Below are 19433 nucleotides of genomic sequence, written 5' to 3' on the forward strand. Positions count from 1 at the left end.
GCCGCACAGAAAAGAGGCGCCCAGTGGTTTGAGCGCCTCTTTAACACAAGATGTTGTGTTCGTGATTTGAGATTTAACTCAAAGTGAACCGGTCAGTTTGTCGCGCACGGGATCGGCGTTGTGATGACTTCACCACCGCGACGAGTTTTAATCGTGCAGATCTTTTCAGCTGGGGCTTCGACACGCGGCGCTGCTTCTACGATGCCCAAAAGGCTTCGCTGGTCAACCTGGATCGCGTCAGCTGTTGAATCGTCTTCAGCTCCGACAAGCGAAAGAGACAGGCGACCTGATGATTGCGCTTGGGCCAGGGCCGCCACCTGCTGTGGTTTGATAGATACAGTGATGGTCCGGGCGATGAGGGTCTCGGTCCGGTCAACATTTGCAACCTGGTCGACAGCCACGATGCGCACACCGGTTTCGATCAGCTGCGTAAAGCTCTGCCTGGAGCCAGGAGCGCGGCCTGTCCAGTAGACATCAACCCGGTCACCAGGACGCAGGAAACCGGATACACCGCTTGTTACGTCGACTTTAATAGCAAACGCACGCATGCCACGCTCAAGTTGCGATGTGATGCCCGCATCTTCGCCAGGTCCGGTAACTTTCGTTTTCAGGATAGCTTCACTGGGCTCCATTGTGCGCAGAACGGTCCGCGGTTCGTCTTCGCCCTCAGGAAACAGAGCTTCGATCGTTGCGAATGTACCGTCTGGAAGTGATCCAGCGGGATACGTAACTTGTTTTACGTGCTTTTTGAGCAGGCGTTGACCGTATTCTAGCTTTTGATTTGCGACGTAAACCTCGACGGTTTCGATCACAGGAGCGTTGTTAGCACGCTCAAGCTCAAGTTGAGCTTGATAACTTTGGATATAGTTCTTTGCCATGTAGACCGCAAAACCGGCAAGGCCCAGTCCGAGAATAAGTACAAGTCCGAAAACCACTCGCATGGCTTTTCCTTTCGATCACTGCTCGTTCGTCAAAAGCGAACGTATTTATTGTCAGCCTTTGGATGCCCATACATTGTGGTGGAAAAATGTTGGGGCAAAGGCGCTTTCAAGAAAAATCGTAGGGTGCTCGAGTAGACAAACGCGAAAGGCCCAGGTGAACCTGAGCTTCGACGCAACCAAAGCAACTGTCGCCAGCTTCTGTATTCGCTTTAACCGCCAGAGCCGCTGTTGTTCGTGCCAACGTCGATATCTTCCAAGCCATCGGCAATGCTATCTGCGACGGCATCTGTTGCCGATCCAACTTGGTCAATCGCACCGACCGCCAAGCCAATTATGGCAGCTGTTAAGACGACCCAGTCAACCGTCACCGCGCCCTCGTCGCGCTTCAAGAATGACTTAATCAGGTTTTTCATCTTTTCACTCACACACTAATGATTTGACACCACCGTGCCGGTGGAATGTGTTCCAAATGCGGCGTTTGAAGTAAGATTTTATGAGCACATGGAATTAAATTGTTGACTAAAAAGAAAAAATGGCCGCGGATCGAATGTCCACGGCCATTTTGTAAGGTTTAGAGAGAGGCTTAGCCGCCCGAACCTTGAGCTGCGTTGCCCACATCCTGTGCTTCAACACCGCTTTGGATGTTGCTTGCCAGAGTGTTAACACCACCTTGAACGGCGGTAACGCCTGCAACGCCAAGGCCAACAACGGCTGCGGTCAGAACGACCCAGTCAACTGTTACGGCGCCTTCGTCTTCCTTGCGGAATTTTTTGATGAACTTGATCATGGTTGGTCCCTCCAAAGGATCAGATTTACTCAGATTACAACCGCTCTTAGTCAGCGTGCTCGTTTTTCTTGAGCGCTCTACCGTTGCGGCATGGGATGGTTATACCTCTCCAATTCCGGCAAGATTTGGGCGGCATTAAAGCCATTTTTGCATTCGTAAACTTTTTTCGTATTGGTTCATTTAAGCAATTGAAAGCAAACAATAAAAAAATACATACTCTTGAATATTTTTTTGGTGCAGGGGGATTTGAGCGGATTTCAGCCACTTCGGTTGTTGCCGGATTTTGTACAATGCTGGTGCTGACCCTCGATTAGTGCCATACTGTCCAAAAACACAACGAGGCAGAGCAGGACTTATTATGCGATTCATCGCCATTTCGACGCTTTGCGCATCCTTGATGTGCGCAACCCCCGGATTTGCGGCTGATCCAGAGCCCTATCCCACATTTACATTTAAAAGAGAGAAAGCGCCTGCGCCTGGACAAACTCGGAAAATCACCGTGCAAGTCGATCCTGATGCTTATTTCGCGTATCTAAATCCCGAGCCCAAGCCTGAGACGTCAAAGAGGGAAGGTGAGAAAGCCGCTTTGCCATCGGTGCCTGTAACCAAGGCTGCTTATGACTGGTTCTGGACAAAGGTGCCCCCGGGTCAGGACGAAGAAGCCACAAAGCGCCTGCGCACGGCTTTGAACACCCTCGCAGATGGGCCGGATGGGCAGACCGTCAAAGGGCCAAGATTGCAGCACCTTCAAAAGATCGCTCAGGTTGAGGGCGCTAATATTCTGAAAGCTACGATTGGCACGGACGTTTCGCCTGCGCTCGTCTTGGCGGTGATCGCAGTGGAATCCGGTGGCAAGGTTCAGGCTGAAAGCCATGCGGGAGCGCAAGGCGTCATGCAACTCATGCCCGCAACCGCCGAACGCTTTGGCGTAGCCGACAGTTTTGTCAGTGCAGATAATATTAAAGGTGGTGTGGCCTACCTTGACTGGCTGCTCAAAGAGTTCGACGGCGATGCCGTTCTGGCCCTGGCTGGATATAATGCTGGAGAAAACGCCGTCAAAAAGCACGAGGGCGTGCCGCCCTTCGCGGAGACCCGTGACTATGTCCCCAAAGTGCTTGCGGCTTTTCAGGTGGCGCGGGGATTGTGTAAAACGCAGCCCGAGCTGGTGACAGACGCGTGTGCGCTGACGATCGCTTCAAACTAAAGCGTGTCGCCACGAGCTTGGCCGCCCAGCTATAAAGAATGTACTTAGCTCGCTTTCTTGCGCGCGCGGCCTTTGCCCTTCTTGGCGGCTTTTTCCGCAACGAGAGCCACAGCCATCTCAAGCGTCACATCCCCAGGTTCTACATCCTTGGGCAATGTCGCGTTGATCTTGTTCCATTTAACGTATGGCCCATAACGGCCATCCATGACGTTTACTGGCCCCCCTTCATCAGGATGCTCGCCCAATTCTTTCAAAGGAGCGACAGCCGCCCCGCGGCCCTTGCCTCGGCTCGCGGCTTTCTTGGCCAGCTCCTCAACCGCACGGTTCATCCCAATCGTAAAGACCTCATCGGCCTCCTTGAGATTGGCGTACAATCGGCCATGTTTCACAAACGGTCCGTAGCGGCCAATCCCCGCTTCGATCATCTCGCCATCCTCGGGGTGGGGCCCCACCTCGCGCGGCAGGCTCAAAAGCATCAATGCCTTTTCGAGATCCATATCATCCTGGCTCCACCCCTTAGGCAAGCTGGCGCGTGGCGGCTTCTTGTTCTCTTCGGTGGGCTCTCCGCGCTGGACATAGGGGCCAAACCGGCCAGAGCGCAGGCTGATCTCATCTCCGGCATCTTCACCAAGCACGCGGTCGCCGCCTTCGGCCCCTTCGCCGCCGATGGGACGGGTGAAGCGACACTCAGGGTACCGCGAGCATCCAACAAACCCACCAGTGCGGGATGTCTTCAAATGCAGACTTCCCTCGCCACACAGCGGACATTCGCGCGGATCTTTGCCATCTTCGCGTGGCGGATAGAGTTGCGGAGCAAGAACTTCGTCCAGCTTGTCGAGCACCTCGGTGATGCGCAATTCAGAGGTTTCAGAAATGGCCGCCGAGAAATCACGCCAGAACGTGGCGAGCACCTCTTTGTAGTCCGCATTCCCGGCGCTGATGACATCCAGTTCTTCTTCGAGGTTGGCGGTGAATTCATATCCCACGTATTTGCGGAAGAAGTTCAGCAGGAAGATCGTCACGATCCGTCCCTTGTCTTCTGGGATCAGCCGGTTCTTGTCCTTACGGACATATTCGCGGTCCTGAATCGTGGTGACAATGCTGGCATAGGTCGAGGGGCGTCCAATGCCGAGCTCTTCCATCCGCTTGACCAATGTGGCCTCGGTATAACGGGGGGAGGTTGCGTGAAATGCTGTTCCGGTGCGACGCTCTGCTTGGGTGTGGCATCGCCCTGGCTCATTTGCGGCAGACGCTTGTCATCCTCATCCACGACCTGATCATCGCGCCCTTCTTCATAGACACGCATGAACCCGTCAAAGAGAACAACCTGACCCGTGGCGCGCAGGCCAACCTGGCCATCGTCGCTGCCAATCTCCACCGTTGTGCGTTCTAGACGCGCGCCAGCCATCTGACAGGCCAGCGTGCGTTTCCAGATCAGATCATAAAGCTTGCGCTGATCCGCATCGGCGAGTTTCAGGCTGGCCGCGTCCCGGGTCATATCCGTCGGGCGAATGCATTCATGCGCTTCTTGCGCATTCTTCGCCTTGTTTTTGTACATGCGCGGGCTGTCGGGCACATAGTCAGCGCCATAGCGATCCTTGATCGCATCGCGTGCGGCCATCACCGCCTCGGGCGCCATGTCGATGCCGTCGGTTCGCATATATGTAATGTGACCTGCCTCATAGAGACGCTGAGCGGCACTCATGGTCTGTCGTGCACCCATGCCGAATTTTCGGCTGGCCTCTTGTTGCAGGGTTGAGGTCATGAAGGGCGCGGATGGGTTGCGGTTGGCTGGCTTGGCCTCAACCGACATGACTTTGAGATCACGGCTCTCAACGGCCTGCTGGGCCATTTCCGCCTGGGTCGCGTTCTCAAGGTCGTACTTGTCAAGCTTGTTGCCAGCAAGGCTGACCAGACGTGCTTCGAATTCCTGACCGCGCGGGGTGTTCAGTATCGCCTTCACGCTCCAGTACTCGCGTGCCTTGAACGCTTCGATCTCCATCTCTCTTTCGACAATGATCCGCAGCGTGACTGACTGCACGCGACCGGCGCTACGGGCCCCTGGCAGTTTGCGCCAGAGTACGGGACTCAGGTTAAACCCAACCAAATAGTCCAGCGCGCGCCGGGCGAGATAGGCTTCAACGAGGGGCGCGTCCACCTCACGCGGGTTCTCCATCGCTTCGGTCACAGCCGACTTGGTGATGGCGTTGAAGACCACGCGGCTCACCGGCGTGTCTTTCTTAAGGACCTTGCGTTTGCGCAGTGCCTCTTCAAGATGCCAGCTGATGGCCTCGCCTTCGCGGTCGGGGTCCGTTGCCAGGATCAGTGCGTTGTCATCCTTCAACGCATCGGCGATCGCCTTGATATGTTTCTTGCTGTCAGTGCCCACTTCCCACGTCATGGCAAACCCGTCCTCAGTGTCGACAGAGCCATTCTTGGCAGGCAAGTCACGCACATGCCCATAGGACGCCAGCACTGTATAATCAGGGCCCAAGTACTTGTTGATCGTTTTGGCCTTGGCCGGGGATTCAACGACAACAACTGGCATGGAAACTCCTTATAAACAGACAAGCGAGTCGCAAGCGACCTTTGGCGGCGCAACATGTGGGGTGGCGAGACGGAATGTCAATGCGACCGTCGCGGAGAAACCGCCGGCCTGGTCCAGTGAGGCAAATTGAGGCGCATTTTAATCCAGATGCCACGCCATGGAGTCTAGTGCGCCAACGAGACCAGTCCGCCTGGGTGACGCGTGATGCGGCCGCTCATTTCCAGATCGGTCAGAGCAGGTGTCATTTGCGCAGCAGAACTTGCCAGGTCACGGATCAATTGATCTTCGGCCAATGGCGAAGGACTGAGGTGATCAAGGATCAGACGGCGCAAGGCATCGGGTTGTTGGCAGGTTTTTTTGGAGGAGTGCTGTTTGCTTTCTGGCTTGTCGGCTGTTTGCTTCTTCAGGGCCAGGTCCCGTTGTCCCTGAAGCGCCTCTGCGATATCCGCACCTGTGCGCACCAGTCTCGCGCCGTCGCGAATAAGCATGTTGCAGCCCGACGCGCGCGCATCAAACGGGTGTCCTGGGACGGCAAGCACCTCGCGTCCCTGATCAAGGGCGGTGCGCGCTGTAATAAGAGAGCCGGATTTTGCGGCTGCCTCAACCACGACCACTGCTTCGCTTATGCCGCTGATAATGCGATTGCGTGTGGGAAAATGTCGTGCTTGGGGTGTTTGACCTATCGGTTGCTCGGAGACGCATAACCCCCGCGCGGCGATGTCCTGACCTAGATGTGTGTTTTCTGCAGGGTAGATAACGTCAATGCCACCTGCCATGACCGCGATGGTGCCCCCATCAAGCGCGGCCTTGTGGGCAGCGGTGTCAACGCCGCGGGCCAAACCCGAGACCACAACAAATCCGCCCTCAGTCAGTTCATGGGCCAAGGCGCGCGCCATGCGCAGACCCAGTGAAGACGCGTTTCTCGCGCCGACAATCGCCACCCGCCGCTTCTGCAGCAGGACTGGCTCACCTATGGCCCAAAGGAGTGGTGGTGCATCCGTGAGCTGCGAGAGTGCGACTGGATAATCTGTCTCGCCCCAACAGATTAGCCTGGCTCCAGCGTGCATCCCGGCTGCATACTCCATTTCCGCGGCCTCCAAGGTGCAGGGAACATATGTGTTTACCCCTGCATTACGTGCCACTTCAGGCAGCGCCTCCAAGGCCACTTGGGCATTTCCATGCTCTTGCATTAATCGGTGGAAAGTGGAGGGACCAACTCTGCGAGAGCGCAACAGGCGAAGCCACGATATCCGATCATCTTCCGTGGTGGGTGGGAGTGGGGGGTGAGTGGAAGGATGTGTATCCTCGAACATCATGACTCCGCCTGCTTGCAGAACCATAGGTACGATTTGCGTGGTTAATGAGGGGTAAACCAAACCCAAGATTGGCAGGCTTTGTTTGGGGTTTGTATTTTAAGTATTGAAATTAAAAGATATAATTCTGTGGCCCGACTGCTCTGACAATGAGGGGCTGATAAAAACGATACCTGCGCAATTCGCCGTTTCGGGGGAGGTATGCAACGAGATCGTGCGCAAAGGAGGAAAGACAATCCTTTGCGCACATAATGTATTCAGTCGTCTGGCAGTAGCTGCTGCTGTGCACTCAGCCATTCTTCGACATGATAGGATTGTACAATTTTGCCATCCTCAATCGTGTGAATGTCGATGGACATGATTTCAAAACGCTTGCCAGTCGGTTCGACGCCCAAGAACGGGACTGCCGGAGTGCCCGTAGCTTTTCCGCGGACAATGTATCGGTTTCCGTCTTGCAGGATTTCTTGCGGTGCCCAAGCAAGGTCCGGGATAACCGCGCCAAACCCTTTCAGCGTTTTCAATAGCCCCTCTGCACCTGGTCCGCCGCGTGGTGTGGGAATAGATACCCAGTCTTCGGCGACAACAGATCTCACGGCATCGCTGGTCACATCCGCGGGTGTGGTCAGCAGGTCGGCATAAAAGCTCTTAATAACGTCCAGATCGTCAGCTTGTACCATAACAGGCGCTGCTGCCTGTGTTCCTGCGAGAAAAAGTGAAGTTAGGCGTGTCATCCTTGATCCTTTTGATTTGATGGGTCTCACCAAACTTGACCGCCTTTGAATTTGTTAAGTAGATTAAAATTAAAAAAATGACTATTAGACAAAAGTTAATAAATGAGCACGAAACCTTCGCACCAGACTGTCCGCCGTTTGACTTATTTTGCTGCGATAGCACAGGCGGGGTCGATCCGTGGCGCGGCATCTTCGCTTGGTCTATCAGTGCCTGTCGTCTCGGCAGCCTTGTCTGAGTTAGAAGAAGAGCTGAACGTGACGTTGGCGGTGCGCACAACGCGAAGTTTTGCGCTGACAAAAACCGGAGAGCAGGTGTCTGCGGCCGCCCGCAAACTTTTGGCTGCTGCGGGGGCTGCAATGGACGCAGCAGGAGGACGGGCAGACGCGGATTTATCAGGATCTTTGTCCCTTAGCCTGACAACAGAGATGGCAGCGCATTGGCTGCCTCCGCATTTGGCCCGCTTTCGAAAGCATTTCCCAAATGTCACTCTGCATGTTGATGCGCGGGATGATGTCGTTACGCTAAAATCCAGTATCTTCGATCTGGCAATTCGTGCATATGGTCCCAGCCATCCGGGTCTTGACACCGGGCTGGGGCAAATTCCTCTCCAGTGCGTGTCCAAATCCATACCTGAGCTGCGCTACGCGCAAGGCGGCTGGACGGTGGATGCACCTCTTTTGACCGCGTCCGGCACCGATCCAGTCCTACAGGCCTGGGAGCCCACAAACCGGATCGAGCTGCCGATAACGTTTGCCGAGACTATTGTCGTGACCAATCGGGATGCTGCACGCAAGATGGCTCTCTCGGGTCTCGGCGTTGCGCTGCTTCTTGGCATTGCAGTGGAGGAAGACATAGCGCAAACACGGCTTCTGCCGCTGTTGCCGGAGTTGTCGTTTGGTGTTGTGTCCTACGATGTTGTCATGCGTGACACACTGCCGTCGCGCGAGGCGCGGGCCTTTGCCGACCTGCTTCGGCAAACCGTTTCAGACCGGCCGTAACTTACGTCGCAGAACCGCCCACGGTCAGCCCGCCTATCATAACTGTCGGTTGCCCCACACCCACGGGCACCCATTGCCCGGCCTTGCCGCAATTTCCCATGCCGGGATCCAGAGCCATATCATTGCCAAGCGCGCGGATCTGTTTGAGCGCCGTTGCTCCATCACCGATCAGTGTTGCGCCCTTAACCGGAGCGCCCACCTTGCCGTTTTTCACGCGGTAGGCTTCGGTGCAGCTAAAAACAAATTTGCCGTTGGTTATGTCCACCTGTCCACCGCCAAAGCCCACGGCGTAAATGCCGTCCTTAAGGTCGGCCACTATGTCTTCGGGTGCGGAATTGCCGCCCAGCATATAGGTATTGGTCATGCGGGGCATCGGAATATGCGCATAGCTTTCGCGCCGTCCGTTGCCTGTGGGTGCGACGCCCATAAGCCGCGCGTTCTGACGATCTTGCATAAATCCGACCAGAATGCCGTCCTCAATAAGAACGTTCTTGCCTGATGGCGTGCCTTCGTCGTCCACGGTGATCGATCCTCGTCGGTCCGGGATCGTGCCGTCGTCCAGAACTGTGATACCCGGAGCGGCAATACGTTCCCCCATCAGCCCAGCAAAGGCTGAAGTTCCCTTGCGGTTGAAGTCGCCTTCCAACCCGTGGCCGATAGCTTCATGCAGCAAGATGCCGGGCCAGCCGGGGCCAAGAACTACGTCCATTACACCTGCTGGGGCGGCTTCGGCTTTGAGATTTACCGTCGCAACCCTGAGCGCCTCGTCGGCTTTGGCCTTCCAGTCCTCTGCGTCAAGCAGCCCATCAAGCATCACCCGTCCGCCACCACCTGCACTGCCGGATTCGCGCCGACCGTTCTCTTCCAGAATGACGCTCACATTTAAACGCGTCATCGGGCGTGTGTCCCGAAGCTCTTTGCCGTCTTCCCGTAGAATGACCACTTCTTGCAAGGAGGCTGACATTGACGCTGTTACCTGAACCACCCGCGGATCACGTGATCTGGTATAGGCATCAATCTCCCGCAGCACCTCAAGCTTGACTGGGAAACTCTGCCCCGAGAGCGGGTCGTCATCGCTGTAGAGGCGCGTGTTTGTCGGGGCAGGGGCGTCCGACATTGCGCCACCGCCATCACCTACTGCGAGGCGCGCCGTTTCCACCGCGCGCGCCAGAGCTGGTTCGGAGATGTCTGAGCTATGCGCGTACCCCGCCACTTCGCCTTGAACTGCGCGTAACCCAAATCCTTCCGACGCATCGTAAGAGGCCGTTTTCACCCGACCATCATCGAACACCAGTGCCTCCGAACGACGCCGTTCAAAGAAAAGCTCGCCATCTTCGGCTCCCTCAAGGGCAGTGCGAAGATGCCGGGTCGCATCGTCACGCGAGAGCTTTGTTTCAAACGGATCAAAGCGTTTGTCAGTCATCTTTTTTCCTCTCCGGGCATCTTCTTTGAAAAAAATTGATCCAAATCAAGGAAAGTGCCGATTTGCCGCAACGGGGTCGCTTGTGTGCCTTGTCAGAATATGGTTTTTACTCGGCCCGAGACAACGGGATTCCTTTGCAGGCGCAAAGGATGAATCAAAAGTAAAAAAAGTTACAACGGATCAGGGTGCAACATGCGCAAATTGACCAGCTTTCTGGCCGCCGCAATGGCAGCGGTCGTCACGCTTCCTGCCAGGGCACAGGACAACCTTGAAATTATCGGTCGTCCAGAGGACGGTGGGTTGAATTTCCAGCCAGCGGCGACCGAACTCGCCCGTGATATTCAGTGGTTGGACAACCTGCTGCTGATCATCATCACAGCGATTTCGCTCTTTGTTGTATTGCTCTTGGCAATTTGCATCTTGCGCTACAACCGCAAAGCAAACCCAGAGCCTGCGAGTTTTACGCACAATTCTCCGATCGAAGTGGCGTGGACGGTGGTTCCGATCGTCATTCTGGTCTTTATCGCGGCATTCTCGCTGCCGGTGCTGTTCAAGCAGCAGGAAATTCCCGAAGGTGACATCAATATCAAAGTCACCGGCTACCAGTGGTATTGGGGCTATGAGTATGTCGACCATGAGTTTGCATTTGACAGCTTTATGATTGGTGAAGACAAGGTCCTGAACGACGACGTCGTGGCCGAACTGGAAGCCGCTGGGTACACGCGTGACGAATTCCTGCTGGCGACCGATACCGCCGTTGTGGTGCCCGTTGGCAAAACTGTTGTGATGCAAGTGACAGGCGCGGATGTGATCCACAGTTGGACCATACCGGCTTTTGGTGTGAAGCAGGACGCCGTTCCAGGACGGATCGCCCAGCTTTGGTTTGCAGCAGAGAAAGAAGGCGTTTACTTTGGCCAGTGCTCTGAGCTTTGCGGTAAGGATCACGCCTACATGCCGATCACTGTGAAAGTTGTGAGCCAGGAAGCTTATGACGCGTGGCTTAAGGGTGCGGTGGAAGAATACGCAGGCGATCCAGCCACTCTGCCCAAGCATCTTCAAGTGGCTTCAGCCGACTAAAGCTATGGTGAAGGATGTGTAGCTGCACACATCTTCTGCGGGGACCAAAATGAGCGACGCGAGCCTCAATAGTACAGAAACCCAAGCCTATGATGCGGGCTTTGGCGATTATTTTGCGTTGCTTAAGCCGCGTGTGATGACGCTTGTGGTCTTTACTGCCTTGGTGGGGTTGATTGCGGCACCCGTGGCGGTGCACCCCATCGTTGGCATTGCAGCGATCCTGTTCATCGCTGTGGGTGGCGGCGCATCAGGCGCACTTAACATGTGGTGGGACGCGGATATTGACGCAGTGATGAAACGCACCGCCAAACGCCCCATCCCATCAGGTCGTATCACCGGCGATGAGGCCTTTGCCTTTGGCATGGCGCTGGCGGGTATTTCGGTGGTCATGCTGGCCCTGGCGACGAATTTCCTGGCCGCCGCGCTTCTGGCCTTCACCATCTTCTTTTACGTGGTGATCTACACCATGTGGCTCAAACGCTGGACGCCGCAGAACATCGTCATTGGCGGCGCAGCGGGAGCCTTCCCTCCAATGATTGGCTGGGCGGCAGCAACGGGCTCCATATCTGTTGAGTCGATTTTGATGTTTGCGCTGATCTTTATGTGGACTCCGCCGCATTTCTGGGCTTTGGCGCTGTTCACCAAGATGGATTACGACAACGCCGAAGTGCCGATGCTCACCGTGACCCATGGCCGCCGGTCCACCCGTGTTCACATCCTGGTCTACACTGTGTTGCTAGCGATTTTGGCCGTTGGACTTGGTTTCACCTCTATTGGTGGGCCACTGTACCTGACGGTGGCGATTTTCCTGAATGCGCGGTTCCTCAAGGGGGCGGTTGATATCTGGCGGCGCGATGAGGACATGGCTGAGGCAGATCGTTTCCTGACAGAACGCAAATTCTTCAAAGCCTCGCTCATTTATCTCTTTGCGCATTTCGGTGCGATTGCCGTTGAAGCGATGCTGATGCCCTACGGCTGGGGAGGCTGGTAACCCATGTCTCTTTCGCGCCAACACGAAATGCACAAACGCCGGTTCAGCCGCAATCTGGGACTGGGCTTAGTACTGGCCGCTTTTGTGGCGTTGGTGTTTGGTTTGACGGTGGCGAAAGTCTCAAACGAGGATTTTGCTCTGCCCACAGGTGAGGAGGCGAGTTGATGGCGATGGACCCAAAAGTCAAAACCGTTACCCGCCTTGTTAGCGTCGCTGTTTTCATGGGCGCTTTGGCCTGGGCCTCTGTGCCACTCTACGACTGGTTCTGTCGTGTGACAGGCTATGGCGGTGCGACGGATGTGGCCGAGACCGGGTCGGACGAGATTCTGGATCAGACCATCACCATCCGCTTTGACGCCAGCCAGGAACGCGACTTTCCTTGGGAATTCAAGCCTATGCAGCGCGAAATGGAAGTGCGCATCGGGGAAACCGGTTTGGCCTTCTACGAGGCGTATAACCCAACGGATAAGCCTATTGCAGGGTCTTCAAGCTACAACGTGACGCCTTTCGAGGCTGGGGGGTTCTTTACCAAGATCGACTGCTTCTGCTTTGAAGAACAGGTTCTGCAACCCGGTGAGCGGGTGCAAATGCCGGTGACGTTCTTTGTGGAACCTGAGATCGTGGATGACCGGGACGCAAAGCACACCCACACGATCACACTTGGATACACATTCTACCAAATCGACCTGCCGGAAGAAGATGCGCAAGCCGCACTTGAATCGGCGGAAGACACAGATAATAACGTGAACTAACAGCCTTCGACGAGGGACCTTTAAAGATGGCACATGAAAAAAATCACGACTACCACATCCTGAACCCCTCAGTCTGGCCATTGCTGGGCGCGCTGGCCGGGTTCATCATGCTTTTCGGGGCGGTGATGTTCTTCCACGACAACGGGCCGTGGATGATGCTCATCGGTCTGGCGGGTGTGCTTTACGTCATGTTTGGCTGGTGGACCGATGTGGTCAGCGAAAGCCATGCAGGTGATCACACCCCGGTGGTGCGGATCGGCCTGCGCTATGGCTTCATCATGTTCATCATGTCCGAAGTAATGTTCTTTGCCGCCTGGTTCTGGAGCTTCTTCAAGCACGCCATGTATCCGATGGGAGAGATGTCTCCTATTCAGGATGGCGTCTGGCCGCCTGCAGGCATTGAGACGTTTGACCCGTGGCACCTGCCGCTCATTAACACGCTGATCCTTTTGTGTTCGGGCGCTGCGGCCACATGGGCGCACCACGCTCTTGTCCATGAAAACAATCGCAATGACATGAAATGGGGTCTGATCATCGCCATCGCTCTGGGCGCGATTTTCACCGTGTTCCAGGCCTACGAATACGGCCACGCGGGCTTTGGATTCTCCGGTAACATCTACGGTGCCAACTTCTTCATGGCGACAGGCTTTCACGGTGCACATGTCATTATCGGCACAATCTTTCTGTTTGTCTGCCTCATGCGGGTACTCAAGGGACACTTCACGCCTGAAAAGCATGTCGGCTTTGAAGCTGCGGCCTGGTACTGGCATTTCGTGGACGTGGTCTGGCTGTTTCTTTTCGCCGCGGTTTACATTTGGGGCGCGTGACAATTTTTCGCGGGAAAAATTGCGCCTTCGGCGAGAGTATTTTGAGAACGATGAAATGCGGGGGGGCGACCTCCGCATTTTTTACGTGAGGTGAGGACATGCGATTTCTGGTTTCCATTTTAGCGGCCCTTGGTTTGACATCACCGCCTGTGGCGGCAGACACGTCGACGAAGGAGCCGTCTGAGGCCGAGCTGGCGCGTAAATCCTATATCGAGAGTGTCTCTGCTGACCCCACCGAAGCGCAACTGACGCGCAAGGCACGTTCCATTGCAGAGATTGCAAGGCTGGGTCTTCCATACTCGGAAAACCTGCCTGTTATTGAGGATGAAGCAGGGGCGCTGCGCCGGTCGGATGAAGAGGTCGCGGCCCGCGCTCTGGCAGTGATGATCACCGCCGTAAAAGGTGAGACGCGCGATCAGGCGCTTGTTGAGTCCGTGATTGAGCAATACGGCGCCTGGGAGTTTTTCTCACCCGAAGAACGGGATTTCGTTGAGACTGCGGAGCTTCCGGATGAGGCCTATGTGCAGATGTCCTGGCGCTACGAATCCGTGGCTGTCCTGTTGTGGGCGATCGGTTTAATTGACGAGCTGCCTGCTCCGGATCAGATCATTGATGCGGCGATGCTTGGGTCCGTGTTTCGCGAGCTGGGCGCGGAGGGGCTTATTCAAAAGGCAAAGCTGCGGCCGCAATCGGAGATCCTTGATGCGGCTGATCTGGCCTATCGCCTGCATTGGGCCGCGGTGGAAGCCCGCGTGAAGGGCGCGCCGCCGCCCGACGGTTTGCATCCCGGCATTGCTTATGAGCGTCATTACGCCCTCAACTGGCTGATCGGCTATGCCGGTCTGGATTGGGACAACATGGCCACCGACACCTGACGTCTTTGGCTTGCTCCCAGGTCTCAGCTTGGTAGAAGGGCGCGATTTCTGGGAAAACTGGTGATGATGCGTCTGCTTGTTCCCTTGCTTTTTGGTCTCGTCGGGGCTGGCATCCTGATCTCTCTGGGGGTCTGGCAAGTGCAGCGATTGGCCTGGAAAGAGGGCGTGCTGGAGGAGATTGCGACAAAGATCGCGGCGGCCCCCGCGCCTTTGCCCGAAAGCCCAGACGCCTCGGTGCATAAATACTTGCCGGTAGAAGTCACTGGCACGTTCGGTGGCGGGGCCTTGCGCGTTTTGGTCAGCCGGAAGAAGATCGGGGCAGGGCATTTGATTGTCACACCCTTTGAAACGGAGACAGGGCGTCTGATCTTGGTGGATCGGGGGTTCCTCAAGCTGGACAAAGAGTTGCAGCCGCCACCCCCGGGGCAAGTGACGGTCACTGGCAATCTGCACTGGCCGGATGACCGCAACAGTTCCACGCCGGAAAACGATCTTGAGGGCAACATCTGGTTTGCGCGCGACATCGCGCAGATGGCTGACGTGTTTGGGACCGAGCCGGTTTTGCTTGTGGCACGAGAAATGTCGCAACCAGACAGCGCCATGACGCCGCTGCCCGTCGACACGAACGGCATTCCCAACGATCACTTGCAATACGCCATCACCTGGTTTTCGCTGGCCGCAATCTGGCTGGGGATGACCGGCTATCTCATCTTTCGCAGCCGCAAACCGGCGCAGGGGACAGACCCATGAAGTATATTTCAACCCGTGGCCAAGCGCCGGTTCTGAGCTTTGAAGACGCCATGCTTTCGGGGCTTGCCCGCGATGGTGGGCTGTATTTGCCCGAGACGATACCGACGCTGAGCCATGATGAGATCGCAGCGCTCCATGGTGTGTCCTACGAAGAGGCGGCGTTTCGCATCATGCGGTCCTTTCTGGGGGATGCCTTCACCGATGACGAATTCCACGAGATCATCGCGCGGGCCTATGACGGTTTTGGCCATGATGCGCGTGCGCCTTTGAAGCAGCTCGACAGCGGACACTTCCTTCTGGAACTCTTCCACGGTCCGACGCTCGCGTTCAAAGACTTCGCGATGCAACTCATCGGGCAGCTTTTCGAGGCCTCGCTCAAGCGCTCTGGCAAACGCGTGTGCATTGTGGGGGCGACCTCAGGTGATACTGGTTCGGCCGCTATTGAGGCGTTCCGGGGTCTGGAGGCGGTGGATGTCTTTATCCTTTACCCTCATGGCCGTGTCTCTGAGGTGCAGCGGCGTCAGATGACGACACCCTCGGATTGCAATGTGCATGCGCTGGCCATTGATGGGCATTTCGATGACGCGCAGGCGCGTGTGAAGGATATGTTCAACGATTTCGCGTTCCGCGATGGGGTCGGGCTGGCTGGGGTCAACTCGATCAACTGGGCGCGGGTGCTGGCGCAAGTGGTGTATTACTTTACCTCCGCCGTGAGCCTCGGTGCACCGCATCGCAAGGTGAGTTTCACCGTGCCCACGGGAAATTTTGGAGACATTTTTGCCGGCTACATCGCCAAGCGAATGGGCCTGCCGATTGATCAGCTTGTGGTGGCTACGAACCAGAACGACATCCTGCACCGGTGCCTGACGACCTCTGAGTACAAACCCGACGGTGTCGTTCCCTCAATCAGCCCATCAATGGATATTCAGGTCAGCTCCAACTTTGAGCGCGCTTTGTATTATGCTTATGGAGAGGATGGTGCCGCCGTTGCGCAGTTGATGGATGAACTGAAAGCAGGTGGGTTTTCGGTCAGCCAAGGCGCCTTGCAGGCTTTGCAGGAAAGCTTTGCTTCGGGGCGTTGCAGCGAGGAAGATACCTCCGCCACCATCGCAGCCACAGTTGCGCAGAGTGCCGAGCTGCTTTGCCCCCATTCTGCGGTTGGCGTGAAGGTTGCCAATGACCTGCGTGATCCGGCCACGCCCATGATCACACTCGCGACGGCGCATCCTGCCAAGTTCCCTGCAGCGGTCGAAAAAGCCGCAGGGGTGCATCCGCCCTTGCCTCGCGCCATGTCGGACCTGTATGAGCGGTCAGAACGCGTCACACGGGTTGCCAATGACCTTGACGCCATTGAGTCGTTGATCAAAGAGCGCCTGCCGCATTGAGTGTTAACCTGACCACATTGCCCAACGGGTTCCGCGTTGTGACGGAACACATGCCCGGCCTGCAATCGGCGGCCATTGGTGTGTGGGTTCTGGCCGGGGCACGCCATGAGGCGCCTGCGCAAAACGGTATCGCGCATTTTCTAGAGCATATGGCCTTCAAGGGCACGACGACACGCAGCGCGTTGCAGATTGCCGAAGCGATTGAGGATGTGGGCGGGTATATCAATGCCTATACCAGCCGAGAGGTCACAGCGTTTTACGCCCGTGTTCTGGCCGAGGATGTTCCACTGGCGGTGGATGTGGTGGCCGATATCCTGCGCAATCCGGTGTTTGACCCGCGTGAGATCGAGATTGAGCGCGGCGTGATCCTTCAGGAAATCGGGCAGGCGCTTGATACACCCGATGACATCATTTTCGACTGGTTGCAGGAAGAGGCCTATCCCGATCACCCACTGGGCCGCACGATCCTTGGCGCAGAAGAGCGCGTGCGTGCCTTTTCGCGTGAGGATCTCAAGCGGTTTGTCGATGAAAGATATCTGCCCGGTCAAATGATCCTGTCCGCCGCAGGGGCGGTAGATCACGACGCATTGGTGCGCCTGGCAGAGACACTTTTTGGCGACATGCCTGCGTCTGACCGGGTGGAAGCCACTGCTGCGCAATTCGCAGGCGGAGAGCGGCGCACTGTGAAGTCACTGGAGCAAGCGCATTTTGCCTTGGCATTTGAAAGCCCGGACTATCTTGATCCCGCCATTCACACAGCACAGATCTACGCCTCAGCGCTGGGCGGCTCGATGTCGTCGCGGCTTTTTCAGGAAATCCGCGAAAAACGCGGGCTGTGCTATACGATCTATGCTCAGGCAGGGGCCTATAGCGACACGGGCATGATGACGATCTACGCCGGCACATCCGCCGAGGAAATGGCTGGCTTGGCGCAAATCACAGTCGATGAAATGAAGCGCGCCGCAGAAGATTTTGGTCAGGCCGAACTGGATCGCGCCCGCGCGCAGATGAAGGCGGGGCTTTTGATGGGGCTGGAAAGCTCATCGAACCGGGCCGAGCGGCTGGCGCGCATGCTGCAGATCTGGGGCCGTGTGCCGCGTCTTGAAGAGGTGGTGGACAAGATCGACGCTGTTAGCCTCGGCGATTTACGCGCCCTGGCCGAACAAATCGCGACCAAAGCCCCGGCTGCTTTGGCGCTCTATGGTCCGGTCGAAAACGCCCCGAGCCTTCAGGATTTGCAGGACAGGCGCGCCGCGTGATGTTCATGCCGCGTCGTAAAATCCGGATTGAGACAGAGCGCCTGACGTTGCGCCCTCCGGTTTTGACGGATTTTCGCGAATGGTCGTCCTTGCGCGAACGCAGCGCCGAGTTTTTGGTGCCGTGGGAGCCACAATGGGCCTCTGACCATCTCTCGCGCAAAGGGTTTGCCAACCGTGTGCACTGGTCGCAGCGCTCAATCTCGCAAGGGTCTGCCGTGCCGCTTTTCCTCATTCGGCGTGAAGATAGCGTGCTTTTGGGCGCGATCACGCTCGACAATATCCGCCGTGGCCCGGCCCAGGCAGGCACGCTTGGCTACTGGACGGGCGAACCCTATGCACGACAGGGCTTCATGCGGGAGGCGCTTCTGGCGATGGTGCATCATGCGTTTGAGCGGTTGAACCTGTCGCGGCTAGAGGCGGCGTGCCTGCCCGAAAACCAACCGTCCAGACGTCTTCTGGAAAAATGCGGATTCAAATATGAGGGGGTGGCGCAAAGCTACCTTCAAATCGACGGGCGCTGGCGCACACATGTGCTTTATGCCGCCTTGCGGTCTGACCGCCGTGGCCGGACGGATGCTGGGTAACGCGCAACTGCTCAACCTTTTTCCGTGTGGCAAAGCGGGCGTATCAGCACCAGTATGTGACGCGGAGTTTTGATCGTATGAAAACCAAAGCGATATTGAAGACCTGCACCGTTTGGTTCTGCGTCGCTTTGATTGGTGTTGTGGTACTTTCCTTTACTGGACAGTTTTTTGCCCCGGGTAACTCTGCTGCCGTGATCCGCTTCCCAGTCGGAATCTTGTTGGTGTTGCTGGTGCCATTTCTTTTCTGGGGCAGGGCAAAGCTTTTGGCCATCGTTGCGTGCGGTGCCGCGTTGGTGGCACTTGTCCCTTTGGGGATGGGGTACTTTCAATCTAATCTGCCATGCGAAGGGCCCTGCCTGACACTGTATCAGAAGAACCTGATGAGCAAATCCTGGCCGCGCACGCCCTTGGCCGAGGAAATCATCGCGTCTCAAGCCGACGTGATCACTTTGCAAGAGGTGTCAGACCACAACCGAAAATTCATGGCGCCGTTGTTTGAGGCCTACCCGTTTTCTGTCATTTGCCCCTTTCGACCGCATCAAGAAGTTGGGGTCCTGACGTCATTGCCCGTTGTCGACAACACAAACTTTTGTCTCGACGGGGCAGGTATGGCTGGGGTTCAGGTGCGTATCCCTGAGGGACAGGTTGTGTGGGTTGTTTCAATCCATCTTGAGTGGCCCTTTCCCTTTGGTCAATTTGCACAGGCCAGCCTGATAGAAGACAAATTGCAGTCTATGGAGGGACCGATCTTGATCGGAGGGGATTTCAATATGGTCACCTGGGGCGGCAGTGTTGTGCGTTTGGCCAAGGCTGCGGGCAATGAGCCTCTGGGGCCGTATCGCAATACATATCTTTCTGGTCGACCATATTTACCGCTTGCCATCGACAACGTGCTTGTCCCCAAAGGCGTTACAGGCCATGTCGAAAGACGACCTCGCCTCGCGTCCGATCATATGGGTTTGCTGGCGCGGATTAAGCTGCCTTAAA

At 56.3% G+C, this 19433-nt stretch carries 21 protein-coding genes and 1 pseudogene; 14 read left to right on the forward strand and 8 right to left on the reverse strand.

Going from position 1 to position 19433, the window contains the following annotated elements:
* Window positions 1-92: 92 nt before the first annotated feature.
* The 3 genes from cpaB to RZS32_RS12350 form a co-directional block, all read right to left on the reverse strand.
* Window positions 93-941 (reverse strand): Flp pilus assembly protein CpaB, encoded by an 849-nt coding sequence (gene cpaB, locus RZS32_RS12340; protein WP_317057272.1) that lies wholly within the window; start codon window positions 939-941, stop codon window positions 93-95.
* A 209-nt stretch (window positions 942-1150) separates the two neighbouring features.
* Window positions 1151-1354, reverse strand: a complete 204-nt coding sequence (locus RZS32_RS12345; RefSeq protein WP_317057273.1) for a Flp family type IVb pilin — start codon at window positions 1352-1354, stop codon at window positions 1151-1153.
* A gap of 170 nt (window positions 1355-1524) precedes the next feature.
* Window positions 1525-1728: a hypothetical protein gene (locus tag RZS32_RS12350; RefSeq protein ID WP_317057274.1), complete on the reverse strand. Its 204-nt coding sequence runs from the start codon at window positions 1726-1728 to the stop codon at window positions 1525-1527.
* A 95-nt stretch (window positions 1729-1823) separates the two neighbouring features.
* On the opposite strand from RZS32_RS12350, the gene RZS32_RS12355 reads away from it, so the two are divergent.
* Together RZS32_RS12355 and RZS32_RS12360 are read left to right on the forward strand one after the other, a co-directional pair.
* Complete coding sequence (locus RZS32_RS12355) at window positions 1824-2042, forward strand: hypothetical protein (RefSeq protein WP_317057275.1); 219 nt, start codon at window positions 1824-1826, stop codon at window positions 2040-2042.
* Window positions 2043-2227: 185 nt separating this feature from the next.
* The gene (locus RZS32_RS12360; protein ID WP_317057276.1) at window positions 2228-2932 is read left to right on the forward strand and encodes a lytic transglycosylase domain-containing protein; all 705 of its coding nucleotides are present in this window, start codon (window positions 2228-2230) and stop codon (window positions 2930-2932) included.
* 44 nt (window positions 2933-2976) lie between these two features.
* On the opposite strand, the pseudogene topA reads toward RZS32_RS12360, so the two are convergent.
* The 3 genes and pseudogenes from topA to RZS32_RS12375 form a co-directional block, all read right to left on the reverse strand.
* Window positions 2977-5480: pseudogene (topA, locus tag RZS32_RS12365) on the reverse strand (type I DNA topoisomerase).
* 164 nt (window positions 5481-5644) lie between these two features.
* The gene (dprA, locus tag RZS32_RS12370) at window positions 5645-6793 is read right to left on the reverse strand and encodes a DNA-processing protein DprA (protein WP_317057277.1); all 1149 of its coding nucleotides are present in this window, start codon (window positions 6791-6793) and stop codon (window positions 5645-5647) included.
* A 257-nt stretch (window positions 6794-7050) separates the two neighbouring features.
* Window positions 7051-7524 (reverse strand): ester cyclase, encoded by a 474-nt coding sequence (locus RZS32_RS12375; protein WP_317057278.1) that lies wholly within the window; start codon window positions 7522-7524, stop codon window positions 7051-7053.
* 102 nt (window positions 7525-7626) lie between these two features.
* On the opposite strand from RZS32_RS12375, the gene RZS32_RS12380 reads away from it, so the two are divergent.
* Entirely contained in the window at window positions 7627-8523 is an 897-nt protein-coding gene (locus RZS32_RS12380; RefSeq protein WP_317057279.1) for a LysR family transcriptional regulator, read from the forward strand.
* A gap of 1 nt (window position 8524) precedes the next feature.
* On the opposite strand, the gene tldD is transcribed toward RZS32_RS12380, so the two are convergent.
* Window positions 8525-9946: a metalloprotease TldD gene (gene tldD / locus RZS32_RS12385; RefSeq protein ID WP_317057280.1), complete on the reverse strand. Its 1422-nt coding sequence runs from the start codon at window positions 9944-9946 to the stop codon at window positions 8525-8527.
* A 192-nt stretch (window positions 9947-10138) separates the two neighbouring features.
* Here tldD and coxB point away from each other — a divergent pair, with 192 nt between their 5' ends.
* The 10 genes from coxB (at window position 10139) to RZS32_RS12435 (ending at window position 18446) form a co-directional block, all read left to right on the forward strand.
* Entirely contained in the window at window positions 10139-11023 is an 885-nt protein-coding gene (gene coxB, locus RZS32_RS12390) for a cytochrome c oxidase subunit II (protein ID WP_317057281.1), read from the forward strand.
* A gap of 49 nt (window positions 11024-11072) precedes the next feature.
* Window positions 11073-12014, forward strand: a complete 942-nt coding sequence (gene cyoE, locus RZS32_RS12395; protein WP_317057282.1) for a heme o synthase — start codon at window positions 11073-11075, stop codon at window positions 12012-12014.
* A 3-nt stretch (window positions 12015-12017) separates the two neighbouring features.
* Entirely contained in the window at window positions 12018-12179 is a 162-nt protein-coding gene (locus RZS32_RS12400) for a hypothetical protein (RefSeq protein ID WP_317057283.1), read from the forward strand.
* Window positions 12179-12766 (forward strand): cytochrome c oxidase assembly protein, encoded by a 588-nt coding sequence (locus RZS32_RS12405; protein WP_317057284.1) that lies wholly within the window; start codon window positions 12179-12181, stop codon window positions 12764-12766. Before RZS32_RS12400 ends, RZS32_RS12405 begins: the two co-directional genes overlap by 1 nt.
* 26 nt (window positions 12767-12792) lie before the next feature.
* Complete coding sequence (locus tag RZS32_RS12410; protein WP_317057285.1) at window positions 12793-13593, forward strand: cytochrome c oxidase subunit 3; 801 nt, start codon at window positions 12793-12795, stop codon at window positions 13591-13593.
* A 98-nt stretch (window positions 13594-13691) separates the two neighbouring features.
* A complete protein-coding gene (locus tag RZS32_RS12415) occupies window positions 13692-14468 on the forward strand; it encodes a DUF4272 domain-containing protein (protein ID WP_317057286.1) in 777 nt (258 codons plus the stop codon).
* Between the two features lie 63 nt (window positions 14469-14531).
* Window positions 14532-15218, forward strand: coding sequence for an SURF1 family protein (locus RZS32_RS12420; RefSeq protein ID WP_317057287.1), 687 nt, complete (start codon window positions 14532-14534; stop codon window positions 15216-15218).
* Window positions 15215-16603: a threonine synthase gene (gene thrC / locus RZS32_RS12425; protein WP_317057288.1), complete on the forward strand. Its 1389-nt coding sequence runs from the start codon at window positions 15215-15217 to the stop codon at window positions 16601-16603. The genes RZS32_RS12420 and thrC overlap by 4 nt, the downstream gene beginning before the upstream one ends.
* A complete protein-coding gene (locus RZS32_RS12430; RefSeq protein ID WP_317057289.1) occupies window positions 16600-17862 on the forward strand; it encodes a M16 family metallopeptidase in 1263 nt (420 codons plus the stop codon). The genes thrC and RZS32_RS12430 overlap by 4 nt, the downstream gene beginning before the upstream one ends.
* Window positions 17862-18446 carry a GNAT family N-acetyltransferase gene (locus tag RZS32_RS12435; protein WP_317057290.1) on the forward strand — a complete coding sequence of 195 codons (585 nt, stop codon included), beginning with the start codon at window positions 17862-17864 and terminating at the stop codon, window positions 18444-18446. The genes RZS32_RS12430 and RZS32_RS12435 overlap by 1 nt, the downstream gene beginning before the upstream one ends.
* 11 nt (window positions 18447-18457) lie before the next feature.
* Here RZS32_RS12435 and RZS32_RS12440 read toward each other — a convergent pair whose 3' ends face one another.
* Window positions 18458-18775 (reverse strand): hypothetical protein, encoded by a 318-nt coding sequence (locus RZS32_RS12440; protein WP_317057291.1) that lies wholly within the window; start codon window positions 18773-18775, stop codon window positions 18458-18460.
* A 51-nt stretch (window positions 18776-18826) separates the two neighbouring features.
* Between RZS32_RS12440 and RZS32_RS12445 the strand changes: the two genes are divergently transcribed.
* On the forward strand, window positions 18827-19432 hold the full coding sequence (locus RZS32_RS12445) for an endonuclease/exonuclease/phosphatase family protein (RefSeq protein ID WP_317057292.1): 606 nt from the start codon (window positions 18827-18829) through the stop codon (window positions 19430-19432).
* Window position 19433 lies beyond the last annotated feature (1 nt).

The sequence above is a fragment of the Roseovarius sp. W115 genome (genome assembly GCF_032842945.2).
Taxonomy (GTDB): Bacteria; Pseudomonadota; Alphaproteobacteria; order Rhodobacterales; family Rhodobacteraceae; genus Roseovarius; species Roseovarius rhodophyticola.